We start from the raw sequence: 15,637 nt of genomic DNA, 5'->3' as shown, positions 1-15,637 counted from the left end.
GCCTATCGCGAGCCGCGGAAGTCCGCGCCCTCGACGATCAGCCCGGCCACGAGCGCGCCCGACATGCCGGCGTGGGCGAGCCCGCCGCCGGGGTGGGCCCAGCCGCCCGCGAAGTAGAGGCCGGGGAGCGGGGAGCGGTTGGCGGCGGGCAGCAACCGGCCGCCGTCACCGGCGAGCGCGGGGCCGGGGACCTCGCGGACGCCCGTCTCCCCCAGAGTGTCGTCCGGGGTGCGGACCTCCTGCCAGAGGAGCCGCTCACGGAGCCGGGGAACGGCCGGTTCGGCCTGCGCCAACACGCGGGCGGCGACCGCCTGCCAGTCCTGCTCCGGTGAGGTGGTCACCGCCGCGGTGACCGTCACCGACTCATGACCGTCGTCGGGTCGCAGCGCCGGGTCGTCGGGCCGCAGCACGGTCACGGCGGGCCGGTCCCCGGCCGCGTGAACGACGGTGCGGTGCACCGCACCGGCCTCCCGGGACCCGCGCAGGGCCAGACAGACCGTCACCCGGCCGGTGCCGAGGAGCTGGTGGCGCGGCAGGTCGTCCTGGCGGTCCCACGCGACGACGTGGTCGCGGTGGAGTGCGGGCACCGGCGCGCCCGAGACCACATGGTCCGCCTCGACCGTCTCGCCCCCCTCCAGCCGGATCCCGCTCGCCCGGCCGTCCTTCTCCAGCACCTCTTCGACGCGCGCGTCGAAGACGAACTCCACCCGGCGCTTCAGGCACCGCTCGTACACCGCGTCCGCGAGCGCCCGGATGCCGCCCTTCACGTACCAGGTGCCGAAGGTCTGCTCCATGTACGGCAGGACGGCGGCCGCCGCCGGGGCGGTGGCGGGATCGAAGCCGTACGCCGTCGCGTACGAGTCGAGGAGCGCGGCGAGCCGGGGATCGCGCAGCTCCCGCGCGCCGATCCGGGCGAGCGTGGTCGTGGGGCGCCGCAGGAAGCCCGCCTTCAAGGCCGGGTAGGGCTCGCGGCCCAGGGCGGCGGGATCCTCCGGCTGAGGCTCCTCCAGGAGCGGGCGCCGGGTACGGTCCCAGGCCTCGCGGGCCCGGACCATGAAGTCGCCCCAGCGCTCTCCCGCACCGGAGCCCAGCGCCGCGTCCAGGGCGGAGACCGTGCCCGCGCGGGAGGCGTTGGGGAGGTCGACCGTCGTGCCGTCGGCGAAGACATGGCGGCTCGCCGGGTCGACCTGCGTCAGTTCGACGCGGTCCTCCAGCGGTTCCTTGCCGGTCTTGACGAACAGGTCGCGGTAGACGGCGGGCAGGTGCAGCAGGCCGGGGCCCGTGTCGAAGCCGAAGCCGTCGCGCTCGAAGCGGCGCACCGCGCCGCCGTAGGTCTCCGCGCGTTCGTACACCGTCACCCGGTGGCCCGCCACGGCCAGCCGGGCGGCCGCCGCCATGGCGCCCATGCCGGCGCCGATCACCACAATCCGTGCCATGCCAGGGACTTTATCCGCCGGGGCTCCGAGGGCCGTCGGCAGCCTGGGAGGCGGCCAGCCGCCTCTCCTCGCGCCGTTGGGCCCTGCGGCGCAGGAAGCGCCGGATGCGGTGGGCGAGGAAGGCCAGGAGGACCAGGCCGAGGACGAGCAGCACGGCGGCGATGATCGCCGCCACCTCCGGGTTGAAGATCGCGAAGGTGATGATCCCGCCGACCCCGAGGTCCTCGGCCGTGCTCAGAGCGATGTTGGAGAACGGTTCCGGCGAGGTGTTGACCGCCATCCGCGTCCCGGCCTTGACGAAGTGACTCAGCAGAGCGGTGGAACCGCCCACCGCGCCCGCCGCGAGCTCCGGCAGCGAACCGGACTCCCCGGCGAGCAGGGCGCCGACGACGGCGCCGGAGAGCGGCCGGATCACCGTGTGGACGGAATCCCAGACGGAGTCGACGTACGGGATCTTGTCCGCCACCGCCTCGCAGAGGAACAGCACTCCCGCGGCGATCAGGACGTCGGTGCGCTGCAGCGACTCGGGCACCTCGTCGCTGAGGCCGGTCGCGCCGAAGATGCCGAACAGCAGGACCACCGCGTACGCGTTGATCCCGCTCGCCCAGCCACTGGTGAAGACCAGGGGGAGTACGGACACGGAGGCGATCGTAACCAGCGGGCGCCACGCGCGCGTGGGGACCGGCGCGCACACCTGAGTATCCGTACTCAGACGGCGAGATGAGTAGATGCGCGGATGGGCTTTGACCTGCGGGGACGAGAGAGTGGGGACCACGGAAGGGGCGCGGCTCCGCAACCGCCGACACGGGGCGGCGGATCGGGGCCGTGCACCATCCGGAACGGGGGTGCACGGGGGTGCACGGGGGCACGGGGGAGTGCCACGGGGGTACGGAAAGATCGCCGGTCCGGCGAGGCTCGGGGGGATCGAGCCTCGCCGGACCGGCGTTTTCTTGTTCGGGTACTTGCCCGGGGTCGGGGGCGACCGGCGTCTTTTCGTACGCCCCCGTGGCCGGGCCAGGACCGCCGGCCGGGCGTCAGCGGCCGCTCACGCGCCCGTGCAGCAGCCGGGAGAGCGCGCTGTGGACGTCGTCGATCGAGCGCTCCCGCTGGAACGCCTGCCAGTCGAGGGCGGCCACCAGGACCATTCCGACCAGCGCCGCCGCCGTCAGCGGGATGTCGATCTCCTCGCTCAGCTCGCCGGCCTCGACACCCCCGCGCAGTACGTCCTCCACGACCGCGACCGCCTGCTGACGGACCACCAGGAGGGTCTCGTTCCAGGCCCGGTTCGTCCGCCAGAGCTCGGCGACGTACAGCTGGGTGAAGGCCGGATAGCGGTCGATGAAGACCAGACCGGCCCGGATCATCGCGTCCAGCGCCTCGACCCGGCTTCCGCCCCGCTCCGCCGTGCCGTCGGCCGCGTCCCGCAGGGACGCGGTGAGCAGCCCGACGCCGTGCCGCAGCAGCTCCTCGAAGAGCTCGGTCTTGCTCTTGAAGTTGTAGTAGACCGTGCCCTTCGCGACGCCCGCGCGCTCCGCGATCTCGTCCACCGTCGTCGCCGAGAAGCCCTGCTCGGCGATGAGGGTGACGGCGGCCTCGTAGAGCTTCGCGCGCGTGGCCTGGCGTCTGGTGCTGCTGCTGTCCATGGGCTCGATTCTCACAGGTCCGGCGGGTGTCACAGGGACGGTCTCACAGGGACAGTTCGGGGTGGAGCCGGTCCAGGGTCCACACCTGCTTGCGCCGGGCGGAGACGGCGGTCAGCGCCAGCGCGCCCACCGTGAACGCGGTCAGCACGGCGACCGCCTGCCAGACCGGTCCGATCCCGCCGCCCGTGATCAGCCGCCGCAGCGCCTCGACCACGTAGCTCATCGGCAGGAAGGGGTGGATGGCGTTGAAGAAGCCCGGGCTGGTCTGGACGGGGTACGTGCCGCCCGCCGAGGTCAGCTGGAGCATCAGCACGGCGAGGACGAGGATCCGCCCCGCCGCCCCGAAGCGGGCGTTGAGCCACTGGATGATCGCGGCGAAGCAGCAGGTCACCAGGGCGAGGAAGCCGACCGTCCCGGCGGCCCTGGCCATCTCCAGGCCGAGCCCCCAGTGCAGGACGGACATCAGCGCCGCGACCTGGAGCAGCCCGATCGCCGCGACCGGCAGCCAGCCGGCCAGCGCGATGCGCCAGGCGGAGGCGCCGGCGGCGAGGGCGCGCCGGTTGAGCGGCTGGATCAGCATGTACGCCACCATCGCGCCGACCCAGAGGGAGAGCGGGATGAAGTAGGGGGCGAAACCGGTGCCGTAGTTGGGCGCCTTGTGCAGCGACTGGGAGGCGAGCTCGACCGGGTCGGCCATGACCTCGGTACGGCGGTCGCGGTCGTCCTTGTCGTAGTCCGGGATCTTGGTGACTCCGTCGCTGAGTCCGGTGGCCAGCTCGCCCGAACCGTCGACCAGCTTGTACAGCCCGCCGTCGAGGTCGCCTGCGCCCTTCTTGAGCTTGCCGACGCCGGTGTCGAGCCGGGTGGAGCCGGACTTCGCGGCGGTGAGGCCGGTGTGCAGCTCGTCGGCGCCCTTGGCGACCTTCTGGGCGCCGGTGTTGAGCTTGTTGATCTTCTTGACGGCGCCTTCGAGGTCCTCCTCGAGGTTCGGCGCGGCCTTGGCGAGGTCCTCGGCCTGCTTCTGCAGGGTGGCGAGCTGCCCGTCGAGCTTCTTCAGATCGCCGCTGTTGTCCTTGGTCAGCTCGTGCAGGTCGTCCGCGATCTTCGCCACGTCGTCGGCCGTCACCTTGGCCTCCTTGAGCGTCGGGCACGTCCGGGGGTTCGGCAGCGGGTTGTCCACGCACTCCTGACGGTGGAGCGCCTCGAGCTTGTCGTCGGCGACGTGCGCGGCGCTGCGGGCCACGGGGGCGCGCTTGACCAGGTCGTCCAGGTTGTGGCGGACGGCCTGGGTGGAGTCGGCCACCAGGCGGGCCGTGTCACCGATCGTCTTGCCGTTGTTCTTCAGATACGGGCGGAGCTTCGAGGCCTTGCCGTTGACCTTGTCGGCCAGGGCCTGGGTGCCGTCGGCGACCTGCCGGGCACCGGTCTCCAGATCGCCCGCGCCCTTGTCGAGCTTCTTCATGCCGGAGGCCAGGTCGCCGCTGCCCTTCTTGGCGTTCGTGAGCCCGTCGGCCAGGCTCTTGGAGCCCTTCTTCGCCCGGTCCGCGCCGTCCTTGAGCTGTCCGGCGCCCTTGGCGGCCTTCTCGGTCGCGTCGTGGATGTCGGAGAAGGAGATGAAGATCCGGTCCAGGAAGGAGCGGGAGGACTTGGTGGAGGCCGCGGTGCGGACCTCGGAGAACACCGTCCGGGAGATCTGCCCGACGATGTAGTTGTTGGCGTCGTTCGTACGGACCTTCAGCGCGCCCGTCTCGGGGGCGTCACCGGAGCTGGAGGCGATCCGGGTGCTGAAGTCGCCGGGCATGGTCAGCGAGAGGTAGTACGTGCCGTCCTCCACGCCCTCGCGGGCCTCGGCGTCGCTCACCTCGTGCCACTCGAAGACCTTGCTCTCGCGCAGGCCCTTGGTGATGTCCTCACCGGCGTTGATCTTCTTTCCGGCGGCCGTGGCGCCCCGGTCCTCGTTGACGAGCGCGACGGGTATCCGGTCGAGCCGGCTGTACGGGTCCCAGAAGGACCACAGGTACAGCGCGCCGTAGAGCAGCGGCAGCAGCAGGATCGCGACGAGCGCGGCCCGGGGCAGCTTCCCCCTGCCGAACCGCTTGAGCTCAAGCGCGGCCAGTTTCGGCGAGCGCATCGGCCGTCCCCTCCTCGTTGGTGTCTTCCTCGGCGGTGTCCGCGTCGGTGTCGTCCGCGTGTGCGTCTGCGTCCGCTGCGGCCGTGTCGTCCGCGGGTGCGTCTGCGTCCGCTGCGGCCGTGTCGTCCGTGTCGGCGGTGTCGTCCTCGGCGGTGGGGCCCGCCTCGGCCGCGCGGGGCGTCGTGGAGATCCGCAGGGCGTCCTCGGGCGCCTCGCTGCAGACGGCGAGGACGGTCGTGCCCGCGTCGGCGATCGACCGCAGCAGCGCCCAGGCCTCGGCCCGGTCCGCGTCCGGGAGCTTGAGATCCGCGTCGTCCAGGGCGAGCAGCCGGGGCCGCCCGATCAGCGCCAGAGCGACCGAGAGACGCAACGCCTCCAGTCGTTCCAGATCCCGTACGGACGTCCGACCGGCCTTCGGGAGCGCGTCCAGGTCGAGCCCGGCGGCTTCCAGGGCCTCCTCGATCCGGGCCTTGGTGGCGGCAGCCCTCTCGGCGGGCGGGCGGAGCAGGGCCCGGACGGAGCCGTCGTAGCGGCGCTGGAGCAGGGCGCGCTCGCGCAGGTGTTCGGCAACGGTGAAGGCCGGGTCGAGGTCGCTGACACCGGGCACCGGGCCCAGTGCGCTGATCCGCCGGACGGCGGCCATCTTGCGGGGCAGCCGGAAACCGGCGACCTCGGCGTGCCCCTCGTGCGGCTTCATCCGGCCGGTGAGCGCGAGCAGCAGGCAGGTGCGGCCCGAGCCGGACGGTCCCTCGATCGCGACCAGCGAGCCCGGCTCGGCCCGGAAGCCGACGTCGCGGAAGGCCCAGCCGCGCGGTCCCTTCAGCCCGAATCCGTCCGCGACGACGGCGGCGCCGTGCGGCTCCGCAGGGTTCGCTTCCACGGATCCCACCCCCACTCTCCCCGAATTGAACTGACCGGTCAGTGCAAAAACTTAGCGCTGAACCGCAGTTCAGGCAAAAGCCCAGGTCAGCGCGATTGTCAGTGGGGGCGTACACGATGGACACATACGGCCACAGTGCCGTCACACGACGACAGGAGGCTCGTCATGGTCAGCTCCTCCGCGGCAGCCGCGCCCCGGCGCCGCACCGGTACCTCCCATGCCGAAGGCCATGGGCAAGGCCGCCCCGCCCCCGCACCGGTCGGACCGCCGTCCGACGTCCATCCCGTCCTGCGCCGCACCTCGGCCCCGCCCGCCGCCCTCGACCTGCTCGCCAAGGCCCACGCCGGGCTCGACGAGGCGGCCACGTACGACGTGCCCAACGAGCGGTACGCCACCGCCCACCTCGCCGCCCTGCGCACCGCCGCGGCCGTCCTCGCCGCCCGGGGCAGGCCCGAGACCCATCCGCGCAAGCGGCAGCGCATACGCAGCACCTGGGAGGTGCTCCCCGAGATAGCGCCCGAACTCACCGAGTGGAGCGCCCTGTTCGCCTCGGGCGCCGAGCGGCGGGCGAGGGCGGAGGCGGGCATCGCCGGTGCGGCGAGCCGGCGCGACGCCGACGACCTGATCAGGGCCGCCGCGATGTTCCTGCGCCTGGTCGAGCGGAAGCTCGCGCTCCAGCCGGTGCTGCCCCGCCAGCCCGGTGCGGGCGAGGCCACGCAGTGATCGGCGCGCGGCGTCCGAGGCCATAGGGTAGGGGTGTTCGTACCTGTCACCGAGGAGTCAGCAGCCGTGTCGGACCCTTCCCCTGTCTTCGGTCGAGAGGCGTCGTCGCGCCCGTCGCGCGCCTCCCTTCGCACCGCCGTCGTCTGGGACGTCCTCAAAGACGCCCTCGACCGTCGGGCCGAGGCGAGCGGCAAGGACAGCCTCGACGTCCTCGACACCGGCGGCGGCTCCGGCAACTTCGCCGTGCCGGTGGCCCGCCTCGGCCACCGGGTCACGGTCGTCGACCCCAGCCCCAACGCCCTGTTCGCGCTGGAGCGCCGCGTCGCCGAGGCCGGCGTGGCCGACCGGGTGGAAGGCGTCCAGGGCGACATCCACGGCCTGTTCGACGTCGTCGGGCGCGAGGGCTACGACGTGGTGCTCTGTCACGGCGTCCTGGAGTACGTCGACGACCCGGCCGAGGGGGTACGCAACGCGGTCGCCGCACTGCGCTCCGGCGGCGCGCTCAGCCTGCTCGCCGCGGGCGTCGGCGGCGCCGTCCTCGCCCGCGCCCTCGCCGGTCACTTCACCGAGGCCCGCACCGCCCTGAGCGACCCGGCGGGCCGCTGGGGCGACGGCGACCCGGTGCCCCGGCGCTTCACCGCGGACCAGCTCACCGAGCTGGCCGACCAGGCCGGTCTGGACGTCGGCGCCGTGCACGGCGTCCGGGTCTTCGCCGACCTGGTCCCCGGGGTCCTGGTCGACACCGAGCCCGGCGCCGCGGAGGCCCTGCTCAAGCTGGAGGCGGCCGCCGCCGAGCTGCCGTCGTTCCACGCCATCGCCACCCAGCTGCACGTCCTGGGCGACAAGCGCGCCTGACGTCCGCCCGGCGGTGCGTGCCCGCCGGGGCCCCGGCGGGCACGCACCGTGCTGATCAGCGACGCAGCCGCACATGGAGTACGCCACAGACCCCCCGGTCGAAGGCTTCGCCCCGTATGATCGGGGGACACCATCCGGCATGACAGGAAGGACGCTGGGGAATCAACGCCTCAGCAACCGAACCGCATGGCGGCCCGGAATGGCGATTAGGCGTTGAGGGCGGGTTTCACGGGGGCGATTCCCTGCCTATCCTGAAAGGGCCGCAAACCGGTCGCCCCCGCGACCGACGACTAGGAGGACTCCGTGCCGCTCTCGGAGCACGAGCAGCGAATGCTCGAGCAGATGGAGCGAGCGCTGTACGCCGAAGATCCCAAGTTCGCGACAGCGCTCGAGGGAAGCGGACTGCGTACGTACACCCGGCGACGGGTCTACCAGGCAGTCGCCGGCTTCCTGGTGGGTATCGCGCTCCTCATGGCCGGAATGGTCGCTCAGCAGATCTGGATCAGCGTGGTGGGGTTCCTCGTCATGCTGGGCTGCGCGGTCCTGGCGGTCACCGGATGGCGTAAGGCGCCCAAGCCGGGCGAACAGCAGGCTGCGGCGGGTGGGACGGCCGGCGGCCGTCAGCCCCGACAAGCGCGTCAGCGTCGCTCGATGATGAACCGGATCGAAGAACGGTGGCAGCGTCGCCGCGACGAACAGGGCGGCGGCCACTGACGGCCCCCTAGCGGGGGCGCGCCCCCTATACGACCCCGAGCCCCGTAGGCCGGCACCTCCCAGGTGCCCGAGCCTCGCGGGGCTCGTCGCATTGCCGGGGCCGTTGGGCCTTCGTCCGCCGGGGCTGCGGCCCCCTTCCCCCGGTAGTGGGCGATCGTCCCGCAGGCGGGACGGGTGGGTAGCACGGGACGGCGCCCTCGCGGGCGCTTCCGCCCCTGGGCCCCAGCACCACGAGGGCCTCGCATGCCGCGGGGCTCCGCCCGCGCCCCGACACCGGCGCCCGAGGTGCAAGGCCCTCCCGAGGGAGACGGGCAATGGCCGCCCACCGGTACGCGGGCGCAGTCCCGCCACGCCGGCCTCCAGCGCCCGGAGGAGGCCGGCGCGACCGGCCGCCCGGGGCCCTTGGGACCGTCCCCGAGATCCGGCAGGCCGTCAGCCCCGCTGGCGGGAGACCCGTCGGAACGCCGCCGTCGCACGGGCGGTCACGTCGCCGCGCCACGCCGACCAGCGGTCCGTCGCCGCCGACCAGCGCGCCGAGGCCGCCCACAGCACGCGGACGTTCGAGCGCGGCGCGAGCAGCGCCCGCAGCCTGGACCGGCGGCCCGACACCGCGTGGAAGCCGGCCCTGACCAGGGCGACCTCCTCCGCCAGGCCCGTCGCCGGGCGCGGCTGCGGGGCATAGAGCACCTGCTCCACCGCGCGCGCGACCCGGTGGACCGCGTTCGCCGGCTCGCCCTCCAAGGTGCCCAGGCGGACGATCCGCGCCGCCGCCTTCCGGGGCGTCATCGACTCGTTCGGCACCACCCCGTGGTCCCAGGCCGTGTCGTTGATCTCCCGCCAGACCGCCAGCGTCCGGGCCGACGCGTCCTCGGCGGTACGGCCCATGGAGCCGAGCCGCAGAGTCCGTACCCGCGTACGCCACAACAGAGGCGACAGCGCCAGCAGAATCACCAGCGCCACACCCAGGCACCACAGGAGCACCTTCAGGGGATCCACGCCGCCGCCGTCGGAGGCGTCACCCGCCGCCGCCGTGTCGGGGCCGCACTCGCCCAGGCGGCGCAGCTGCGCCGGGCAGCTGTCCGAGGCGCTCGGCGTCACCGACGGCAGCGCGGAGGCGCCGGCTTCCGGCTGAGCCGATCGGGTCGGCGTGCCCGTCGGGGCCTGTTGCCGGGTGTACTCCGGCGTGGAGCCGCGCGTCGGCGTCGGCTCGAACCGGACCCACCCCGCCCCCTCGAAGTACAGCTCCGGCCAGGCGTGCGCGTCCCGTATGCCCACCGACATGGTGCCGTCGGACTGCGCGGAGCCCGGCATGAAACCGACGGCGACCCGGGCCGGGATGCCCAGCACCCGGGCCATCGCCGCCATCGAGAAGGAGAAGTGGACGCAGAAGCCCTCCTTCTGCTTCAGGAAGCGGGAGATCGCCTGTACTCCCGTCCCCGATTCGACGTCGACGTCGTAGCGGAAACCGCCGTCGAGGGTGAACCAGTCCTGAAGCTTGACGGCCCGCTCGTAGTCGTTGTGCGCGCCGCTGGTGACCGCCAGCGCCGTCGACCTCACATCGGCCGGCAGCGAGCCGGGGACCCGGGTGTACTCCGACAGGAGCTTGGCCGGCGGCGGCGAGGCCGCGGCCAGCTGCCCGGCCGTCGGCTGCAGGTCCAGGCTCGTCACCGTGTACCGCGCGCCCCGGGTGGTCTGCCGGTCGTCGCCGACGAGCATCCGCCCGGCCGGCTCGTACCGCCAGCGGCCGTCGATGTCGACCTTGGCCGCCGGGTAGGGCATCGGCAGCCACTTCTGCTCGTACGTCGTGGAGGCCACGAAGTTGCCCGTCACCTCGGTCGAACGGACCTCGTCGCTGAGCCCGTCCGGCCGCGGCAGCCGGTCCGGCACGTCCTCGATCGGGCGGACCGAGGACTTCCAGGAGGTGCCGTCGAACTGGTCGAGCGCCACCAGCCGCAGATACATGCCGTTGACGTCGGGCGCGTTGGTCCGGTAGCGGAGCACCTCGCGGTCCTCGGGCTGCCGGAGGTTGTCCTGGAGCGAGACCAGCGGGTTGACCGCCGAGATGGTGCCGCCCTTGCCACCCGTGCCCGGGCCTTCGCCCGGACCGTCGAACAGTCCGCCGCTGAGCGCGGGCAAGGCCGCCGGCACCACCAGCGCGATGCCCATGGCGAGCACACCGATCCGCCGGCCGGTCCGCACCGGGGCGAGGGCCTGCCCGCTGTCGGCGCCCCGGGCTCCCGTGCGCGGCGCGCCGCCGAACACCCGCCCCCACTGGGAGAGCCGGTCACGCCCCTCCGACAGCAGGAGCAGCAGATAGCCGGAGGCCGCCAGCAGGAACCACAGCCAGCTCGCGCCGCCGTCGGAGAGCCCCGCGGCCACCGAGTACAGCGCGAGGAGCGGCAGGCCGGAGGCGGCGGCGCTGCGGAAGGTCACCGCGAGCGTGTCCACCAGCAGGCCGATCACGAGCACGCCACCGACCACCATCAGCCGGATGCCCTCGGTGTCCGGCGCCGGGATGGCGTACCGGCCGATGTCGGCGGCCCCCGCCTCGAACAGCGCGGCGAAGTGCGCGAAGGCCTGCGGCCCGGGCAGGAAGCCGAGCAGCGCGTGCCCGGAGGCGAAGACCAGGGTCACCGCCAGCAGAGTCACGACGGCCTGGGCCGCGACCGTCAGCGGCCTGGCCAGCGGCACCCGCCGGGTGAACACACCGACTCCGCTCTGCACCGCGAGCAGGATCGCCGCCGTGAAGATCCATGTCACCGGCCTCACCAGCGGAAGCATCGCGCTCGCCGCCATCAGCGTGGCGGCGTACGAGCCGAGCGTCAGGCGCCCGCGACCGCTCATGACCGTCCTCCCAAGGTGTCGCCCGCGGGGCTGTCCACCGGCATTCCGCCGGCCTGTCGCCACAGGTCGGCGAGCCGTGCCCCCGGGGGCACGGCCAGCGCCGTCCAGCCGGCCTCACGCAGCTGCCTCAGCCGCTCGTCGACCGTCCCGCTCACCGCGCCGCCGGTCAGCCAGCTGTCGCTGTCCAGGACGAACGCGACGGCCGCGCCGCTGCGCTGCCGCATACGGGCGGCCAGGGCGGCCTGTTCCTCGTCGATGTCGCCGACGAACGCGATCAGCAGACCTTCGTTGCCTCCGCGCAGCACGTCGTACGCGCGCGAGAGACCGGCCCCGTCGGAGTGGTCGACGACGGCGAGGGTGTCCATCATCAGACCGGCCGCCGCGGCCGAGTCCTGGGACGAACCGGCGAAGCCCTCGGCGCCCTCGCCCGGCACCGCGCTGCCGGTGTCGGTGAGCAGCCGCACCGCGTAGCCCCGTTCCAGCATGTGCCCCAGGGCCGAGGCGGCGCCCGAGACGGCCCACTCGAAGGCCGAGTCGGGGCCGGCGCCCTGGAAGGCGATCCGGCGGGTGTCGAGCAGCACCGTGCAGCGGGCCCGCTGCGGTTGCTCCTCCCGACGGACCATCAATTCGCCGTAGCGGGCGGTGGAGCGCCAGTGGACCCGGCGCAGGTCGTCGCCGTGGCGGTAGGCGCGGGGGATGATGTCGTCGTCCCCGGCCAGCGCCAGCGAGCGCTGCCGTCCGTCGCCGTACCCGGACGCCTCGCCGGCCAGTTTCACCGGCGGCAGCGGTTCGGTCCGGGGGACGACGGTGAGGGTGTCGTACGCGCTGAAGGAGCGGGTCAGCTCGCACATGCCGAAGGGGTCGCTCAGCCGGAGCTGGAGCGGGCCGAGCGGGAACCGGCCGCGCAGGTCCGAGCGGACCCGGTACGACACCTCGCGCCGTCCGCCCGCCTCGACCCGGTCCAGGACGAACCGGGGCCGCGGCCCGAGCATGTACGGGACGTGGTCCTGGAGCATCAGCAGCCCGGTGGGCAGCCGCGAGACGTTCTCCATGCGCAGATGGACCCGGGCCTCGGAGCCGACGGTCACCCGGTGCGGGGCGAGCCGTCGGCTGCCGGCGACCTGATAGCGGGTGCGGTACAGAGCGGCGGCGCAGACCAGCGGCAGCGCGGCGAGCAGCAGCCCGACGCGCAGCAGATCGCCCTGTCCGAGTACGTAGGCGCAGACGGCGGCGGCGACACCGGCGGCGAGGAAGGAGCGGCCGCGGGTGGTGAGCCCGCTCAGGGCGGCCCGTGGACCGCCCCGCTCGTCGCCCGGCCGGCCGCCCCGGTCGCCACCCCGCTGCCCCTCCGGTGCGGCAGCGGTCGTCATCACAGCTGCCGGATGCCGGGCTGCTGCTGGCCGTAGAGCGGGCCGGCGGGCGGTGCGACGGGCGGCGGTGCGACGGGCGGCGCCGCGGTGGGCACGGGCGTGCGCTGGAGGATGTCCAGGACGACCTGCTCGGACGTCCGCCGGTTGAGCTGGGCCTGCGCGGTGGGCATGAGCCGGTGGGCGAGGACGGGCACGGCCAGCGCCTGGAGGTCGTCGGGCAGGACGTACTCCCGGCCGCTGAGCGCGGCGGACGCCTTGGCGGCGCGGAGCAGATGGAGTGTCGCGCGCGGGGACGCGCCGAGTCTCAGATCCGGATGGGTACGGGTCGCGGCGACGATGTCGACGGCGTACCGGCGGACGGTGTCGGCGACGTGGACCCCGCGCACCGCGTCGATCAGCTTCACGATGTCGTGGGCGTGCGCGACGGGCTGGAGGTCGTCCAGCGGGGAGACCGAGCCGTGCACGTCCAGCATCTGGAGTTCGGCCTCGGGGCTTGGGTAGCCGATCGAGACGCGGGCCATGAAGCGGTCGCGCTGGGCCTCGGGGAGGGGGTAGGTGCCCTCCATCTCCACCGGGTTCTGGGTGGCGACCACCATGAACGGGCTCGGCAGCTCGTAGGTGTGCCCGTCGACCGTGACCTGCCGCTCCTCCATGGACTCCAGGAGGGCGGACTGGGTTTTCGGCGAGGCCCGGTTGATCTCGTCGCCGATCACGATCTGGGCGAAGATCGCGCCCGGCTTGAACTCGAAGTCACGCCGCTGCTGGTCGAAGATCGACACACCCGTGATGTCCGACGGCAGCAGGTCGGGCGTGAACTGGATACGGCGCACCGAACAGTCGATGGACCGCGCCAGCGTCTTGGCCAGCATCGTCTTGCCGACGCCGGGGACATCCTCGATCAGAAGATGTCCCTCGGCGAGCAGCACGGTCAGCGAAAGCCGTACGACCTCAGGCTTGCCCTCGATCACACCCTCCACCGACCTGCGGACACGCTCCGCTGTGGTGGTCAGATCTGTGAGGCTCGCTCGATCGTCATAGGTCGTCACCCGGCCCTCCTCGGCCCGCTCCAGGGCCGATGCGCGGCCCCACCCCGAAACACGTACACCCGTCCCGGAGGGTTTCCGAAAGGTGTCACGCGAGCATTGTTGTTGCCTGTGGCGCCCGGTGTCACTTGCCTGTGGACAAGCGCGGACGTTATGCCGGGGTTTGCCGGATTAAGCGGGGTCGATCTCGCGAAGAAGACCGGTCGTGACGTCGAAGACGAAGCCCCGGACGTCGTCGGTGTGCAGCAGGAACGGCGAGGTCCGCACCCGCTGCATCGACTGCCGGACGTCCTGTTCGACGTCACGGAACGACTCGACGGCCCAGGCCGGCCGCTGCCCGACCTCCATCTCCAGGTCGTGCCGGAACTCCTCCGTCAGCGACTCCAGACCGCAGCCCGTGTGGTGGATCAGCACCACGCTGCGCGTGCCCAGCGCGCGCTGGCTGATCGTGAGCGAGCGGATCACGTCGTCGGTGACCACGCCGCCGGCGTTGCGGATGGTGTGGCAGTCGCCCAGCTGGAGGCCCAGCGCGGCGTGCAGGTCGAGTCGGGCGTCCATACAGGCGACGACGGCGACGTTCAGGACGGGCCGTGCGTCCATGCCCGGGTCGGTGAAGCGGGCGGCGTATCGCTCGTTGGCCTCGACGAGACGGTCCGTGACCGTGCCGCCGGTGCGAATCGCGTCGGCAGAAGTGTGCGCAGAGGTCGACATGGCATCGACGGTAATGGTCACCGGGCGGCCCGGCCCGCTGTGAGACGGGACAAAAAGCGTCAATGAACCTTGTTGTGAGGTAACCCACAGGAGTGGGAAGACCGGCCCGTACGGGTGACTCGTCCGGATCGCCCCGCTCTCTCCGGTCGTCCGCGCGACGCGCCAGCCGGTTGATTGACCGGCGGGGCCCGTGGACTAAAGTGGCGCGAAGTTCACGGAGACATTGAGCGATTTCAGCAGTTTCTCCCCCGCGTGTGCGGCGGTAGGGCCCGGTGACCCGGTGACACGTCCCGGCCGCGCCGGATCTGAGAGGGCGCATTGAGCAACGACCGACACGTCCCGGTGATGCTCCAGCGGTGCCTGGACATGTTGGCCCCGGCCCTGGAACGCCCCGGTGCGGTGGTCGTCGACTGCACCCTCGGCCTGGGCGGCCACAGCGAAGCCCTGCTCCGGCGGTTCCCCGAGGCGCGGCTCGTCGCCCTCGACCGGGACAAGGAGGCGCTGCGGCTCTCCGGCGAGCGCCTCGCCCCGTACGGGGAGCGCGCCACCCTCGTGCACGCCGTGTACGACGAGCTGCCCGAGGTCCTCGACCGGCTCGGCGTCCCCAAGGCGGACGGCATCCTCTTCGACCTGGGCGTCTCCTCCATGCAACTCGACGAGGCCGACCGCGGCTTCGCCTACGCGCAGGACGCCCCGCTCGACATGCGGATGGACCAGACGACCGGGGTCAGCGCCGCGGAGGTCCTCAACACCTACCCGGCGGGCGAGCTGGTCCGCATCCTGCGGGCGTACGGCGAGGAGAAGCAGGCCAAGCGGATCGTCTCCGCGATCGTGCGCGAGCGCGAGAAGGAGCCGTTCACCAACAGCGCCCGGCTGGTCGAGCTGATCCGCGACTCCCTCCCGCAGGCGGCCAAGCGCACCGGCGGCAACCCGGCCAAGCGCACCTTCCAGGCCCTGCGCATCGAGGTCAACGGCGAGCTGACGGTCCTGGAGCGGGCGATCCCGGCGGCCGTGAAGGCGCTCGCGGTCGGCGGCCGGATCGCCGTCCTGTCGTACCACTCGCTGGAGGACCGGCTGGTCAAGCAGGTCTTCGCGGCGGGCGCGGCGACCACGGCCCCGCCCGGCCTGCCCGTCGTCCCCGAGCGCTACCAGCCCCGCCTCAAGCTCCTCACCCGCGGCGCCGAACTCCCCACCGAGGAGGAGATCGCCGAGAACCGCCGCGCGGCCCCCGCCCGGCTCAGGGGGGCGGAGCGCATCCGGGAGGACGAGCGGTGAGCGAGGCACGCC

At 72.9% G+C, this 15,637-nt stretch carries 13 protein-coding genes; 4 read left to right on the top strand and 9 right to left on the bottom strand.

From position 1 onward, the window contains the following. Window positions 1–2 precede the first annotated feature (2 nt). The 5 genes from ABZY12_RS10680 to ABZY12_RS10660 all read right to left on the bottom strand — a co-directional run bounded on the left by ABZY12_RS10680 (window position 3) and on the right by ABZY12_RS10660 (window position 6,090). Window positions 3–1,436 carry an NAD(P)/FAD-dependent oxidoreductase gene (locus tag ABZY12_RS10680; RefSeq protein ID WP_356888931.1) on the bottom strand — a complete coding sequence of 478 codons (1,434 nt, stop codon included), beginning with the start codon at window positions 1,434–1,436 and terminating at the stop codon, window positions 3–5. A 10-nt stretch (window positions 1,437–1,446) separates the two neighbouring features. Beyond that, window positions 1,447–2,076: a DUF4126 domain-containing protein gene (locus tag ABZY12_RS10675; protein ID WP_356888930.1), complete on the bottom strand. Its 630-nt coding sequence runs from the start codon at window positions 2,074–2,076 to the stop codon at window positions 1,447–1,449. Between the two features lie 394 nt (window positions 2,077–2,470). Next, on the bottom strand, window positions 2,471–3,079 hold the full coding sequence (locus ABZY12_RS10670) for a TetR/AcrR family transcriptional regulator (RefSeq protein ID WP_356888929.1): 609 nt from the start codon (window positions 3,077–3,079) through the stop codon (window positions 2,471–2,473). Between the two features lie 43 nt (window positions 3,080–3,122). After that, window positions 3,123–5,210, bottom strand: a complete 2,088-nt coding sequence (locus ABZY12_RS10665; protein ID WP_356888928.1) for a YhgE/Pip domain-containing protein — start codon at window positions 5,208–5,210, stop codon at window positions 3,123–3,125. After that, the gene (locus ABZY12_RS10660; RefSeq protein WP_356888927.1) at window positions 5,182–6,090 is read right to left on the bottom strand and encodes an ATP-binding cassette domain-containing protein; all 909 of its coding nucleotides are present in this window, start codon (window positions 6,088–6,090) and stop codon (window positions 5,182–5,184) included. Before ABZY12_RS10660 ends, ABZY12_RS10665 begins: the two co-directional genes overlap by 29 nt. A gap of 165 nt (window positions 6,091–6,255) precedes the next feature. Here ABZY12_RS10660 and ABZY12_RS10655 point away from each other — a divergent pair, with 165 nt between their 5' ends. From ABZY12_RS10655 to ABZY12_RS10645, 3 genes are all read left to right on the top strand, one after another. Further along, window positions 6,256–6,813: an SAV_6107 family HEPN domain-containing protein gene (locus tag ABZY12_RS10655; protein WP_356888926.1), complete on the top strand. Its 558-nt coding sequence runs from the start codon at window positions 6,256–6,258 to the stop codon at window positions 6,811–6,813. Window positions 6,814–6,879: 66 nt separating this feature from the next. Further along, on the top strand, window positions 6,880–7,668 hold the full coding sequence (locus ABZY12_RS10650; RefSeq protein ID WP_356888925.1) for a methyltransferase: 789 nt from the start codon (window positions 6,880–6,882) through the stop codon (window positions 7,666–7,668). A 303-nt stretch (window positions 7,669–7,971) separates the two neighbouring features. Continuing rightward, on the top strand, window positions 7,972–8,382 hold the full coding sequence (locus tag ABZY12_RS10645; protein WP_356888924.1) for a DUF3040 domain-containing protein: 411 nt from the start codon (window positions 7,972–7,974) through the stop codon (window positions 8,380–8,382). Between the two features lie 432 nt (window positions 8,383–8,814). Here the strand turns inward: ABZY12_RS10645 and ABZY12_RS10640 are convergent, their stop codons facing one another. The 4 genes from ABZY12_RS10640 to ABZY12_RS10625 form a co-directional block, all read right to left on the bottom strand. After that, entirely contained in the window at window positions 8,815–11,226 is a 2,412-nt protein-coding gene (locus tag ABZY12_RS10640) for a DUF3488 and transglutaminase-like domain-containing protein (protein WP_356888923.1), read from the bottom strand. Further along, window positions 11,223–12,596, bottom strand: coding sequence for a DUF58 domain-containing protein (locus ABZY12_RS10635; RefSeq protein WP_356888922.1), 1,374 nt, complete (start codon window positions 12,594–12,596; stop codon window positions 11,223–11,225). The genes ABZY12_RS10640 and ABZY12_RS10635 overlap by 4 nt, the downstream gene beginning before the upstream one ends. Continuing rightward, the gene (locus ABZY12_RS10630; RefSeq protein WP_356888921.1) at window positions 12,596–13,642 is read right to left on the bottom strand and encodes a MoxR family ATPase; all 1,047 of its coding nucleotides are present in this window, start codon (window positions 13,640–13,642) and stop codon (window positions 12,596–12,598) included. Before ABZY12_RS10630 ends, ABZY12_RS10635 begins: the two co-directional genes overlap by 1 nt. Before the next feature lie 168 nt (window positions 13,643–13,810). Next, the gene (locus ABZY12_RS10625; RefSeq protein WP_356888920.1) at window positions 13,811–14,350 is read right to left on the bottom strand and encodes a carbonic anhydrase; all 540 of its coding nucleotides are present in this window, start codon (window positions 14,348–14,350) and stop codon (window positions 13,811–13,813) included. A gap of 318 nt (window positions 14,351–14,668) precedes the next feature. Here ABZY12_RS10625 and rsmH point away from each other — a divergent pair, with 318 nt between their 5' ends. Then, the gene (rsmH, locus tag ABZY12_RS10620; RefSeq protein WP_356888919.1) at window positions 14,669–15,625 is read left to right on the top strand and encodes a 16S rRNA (cytosine(1402)-N(4))-methyltransferase RsmH; all 957 of its coding nucleotides are present in this window, start codon (window positions 14,669–14,671) and stop codon (window positions 15,623–15,625) included. The last annotated feature ends 12 nt before the right edge of the window (window positions 15,626–15,637 follow it).

This window comes from Streptomyces sp. NPDC006551, from assembly GCF_040611675.1.
Taxonomy (GTDB): Bacteria; Actinomycetota; Actinomycetes; order Streptomycetales; family Streptomycetaceae; genus Streptomyces.
Note: the sequence above shows the minus strand (reverse complement) of the source record. Positions and strands in the feature narration are given on the sequence as shown.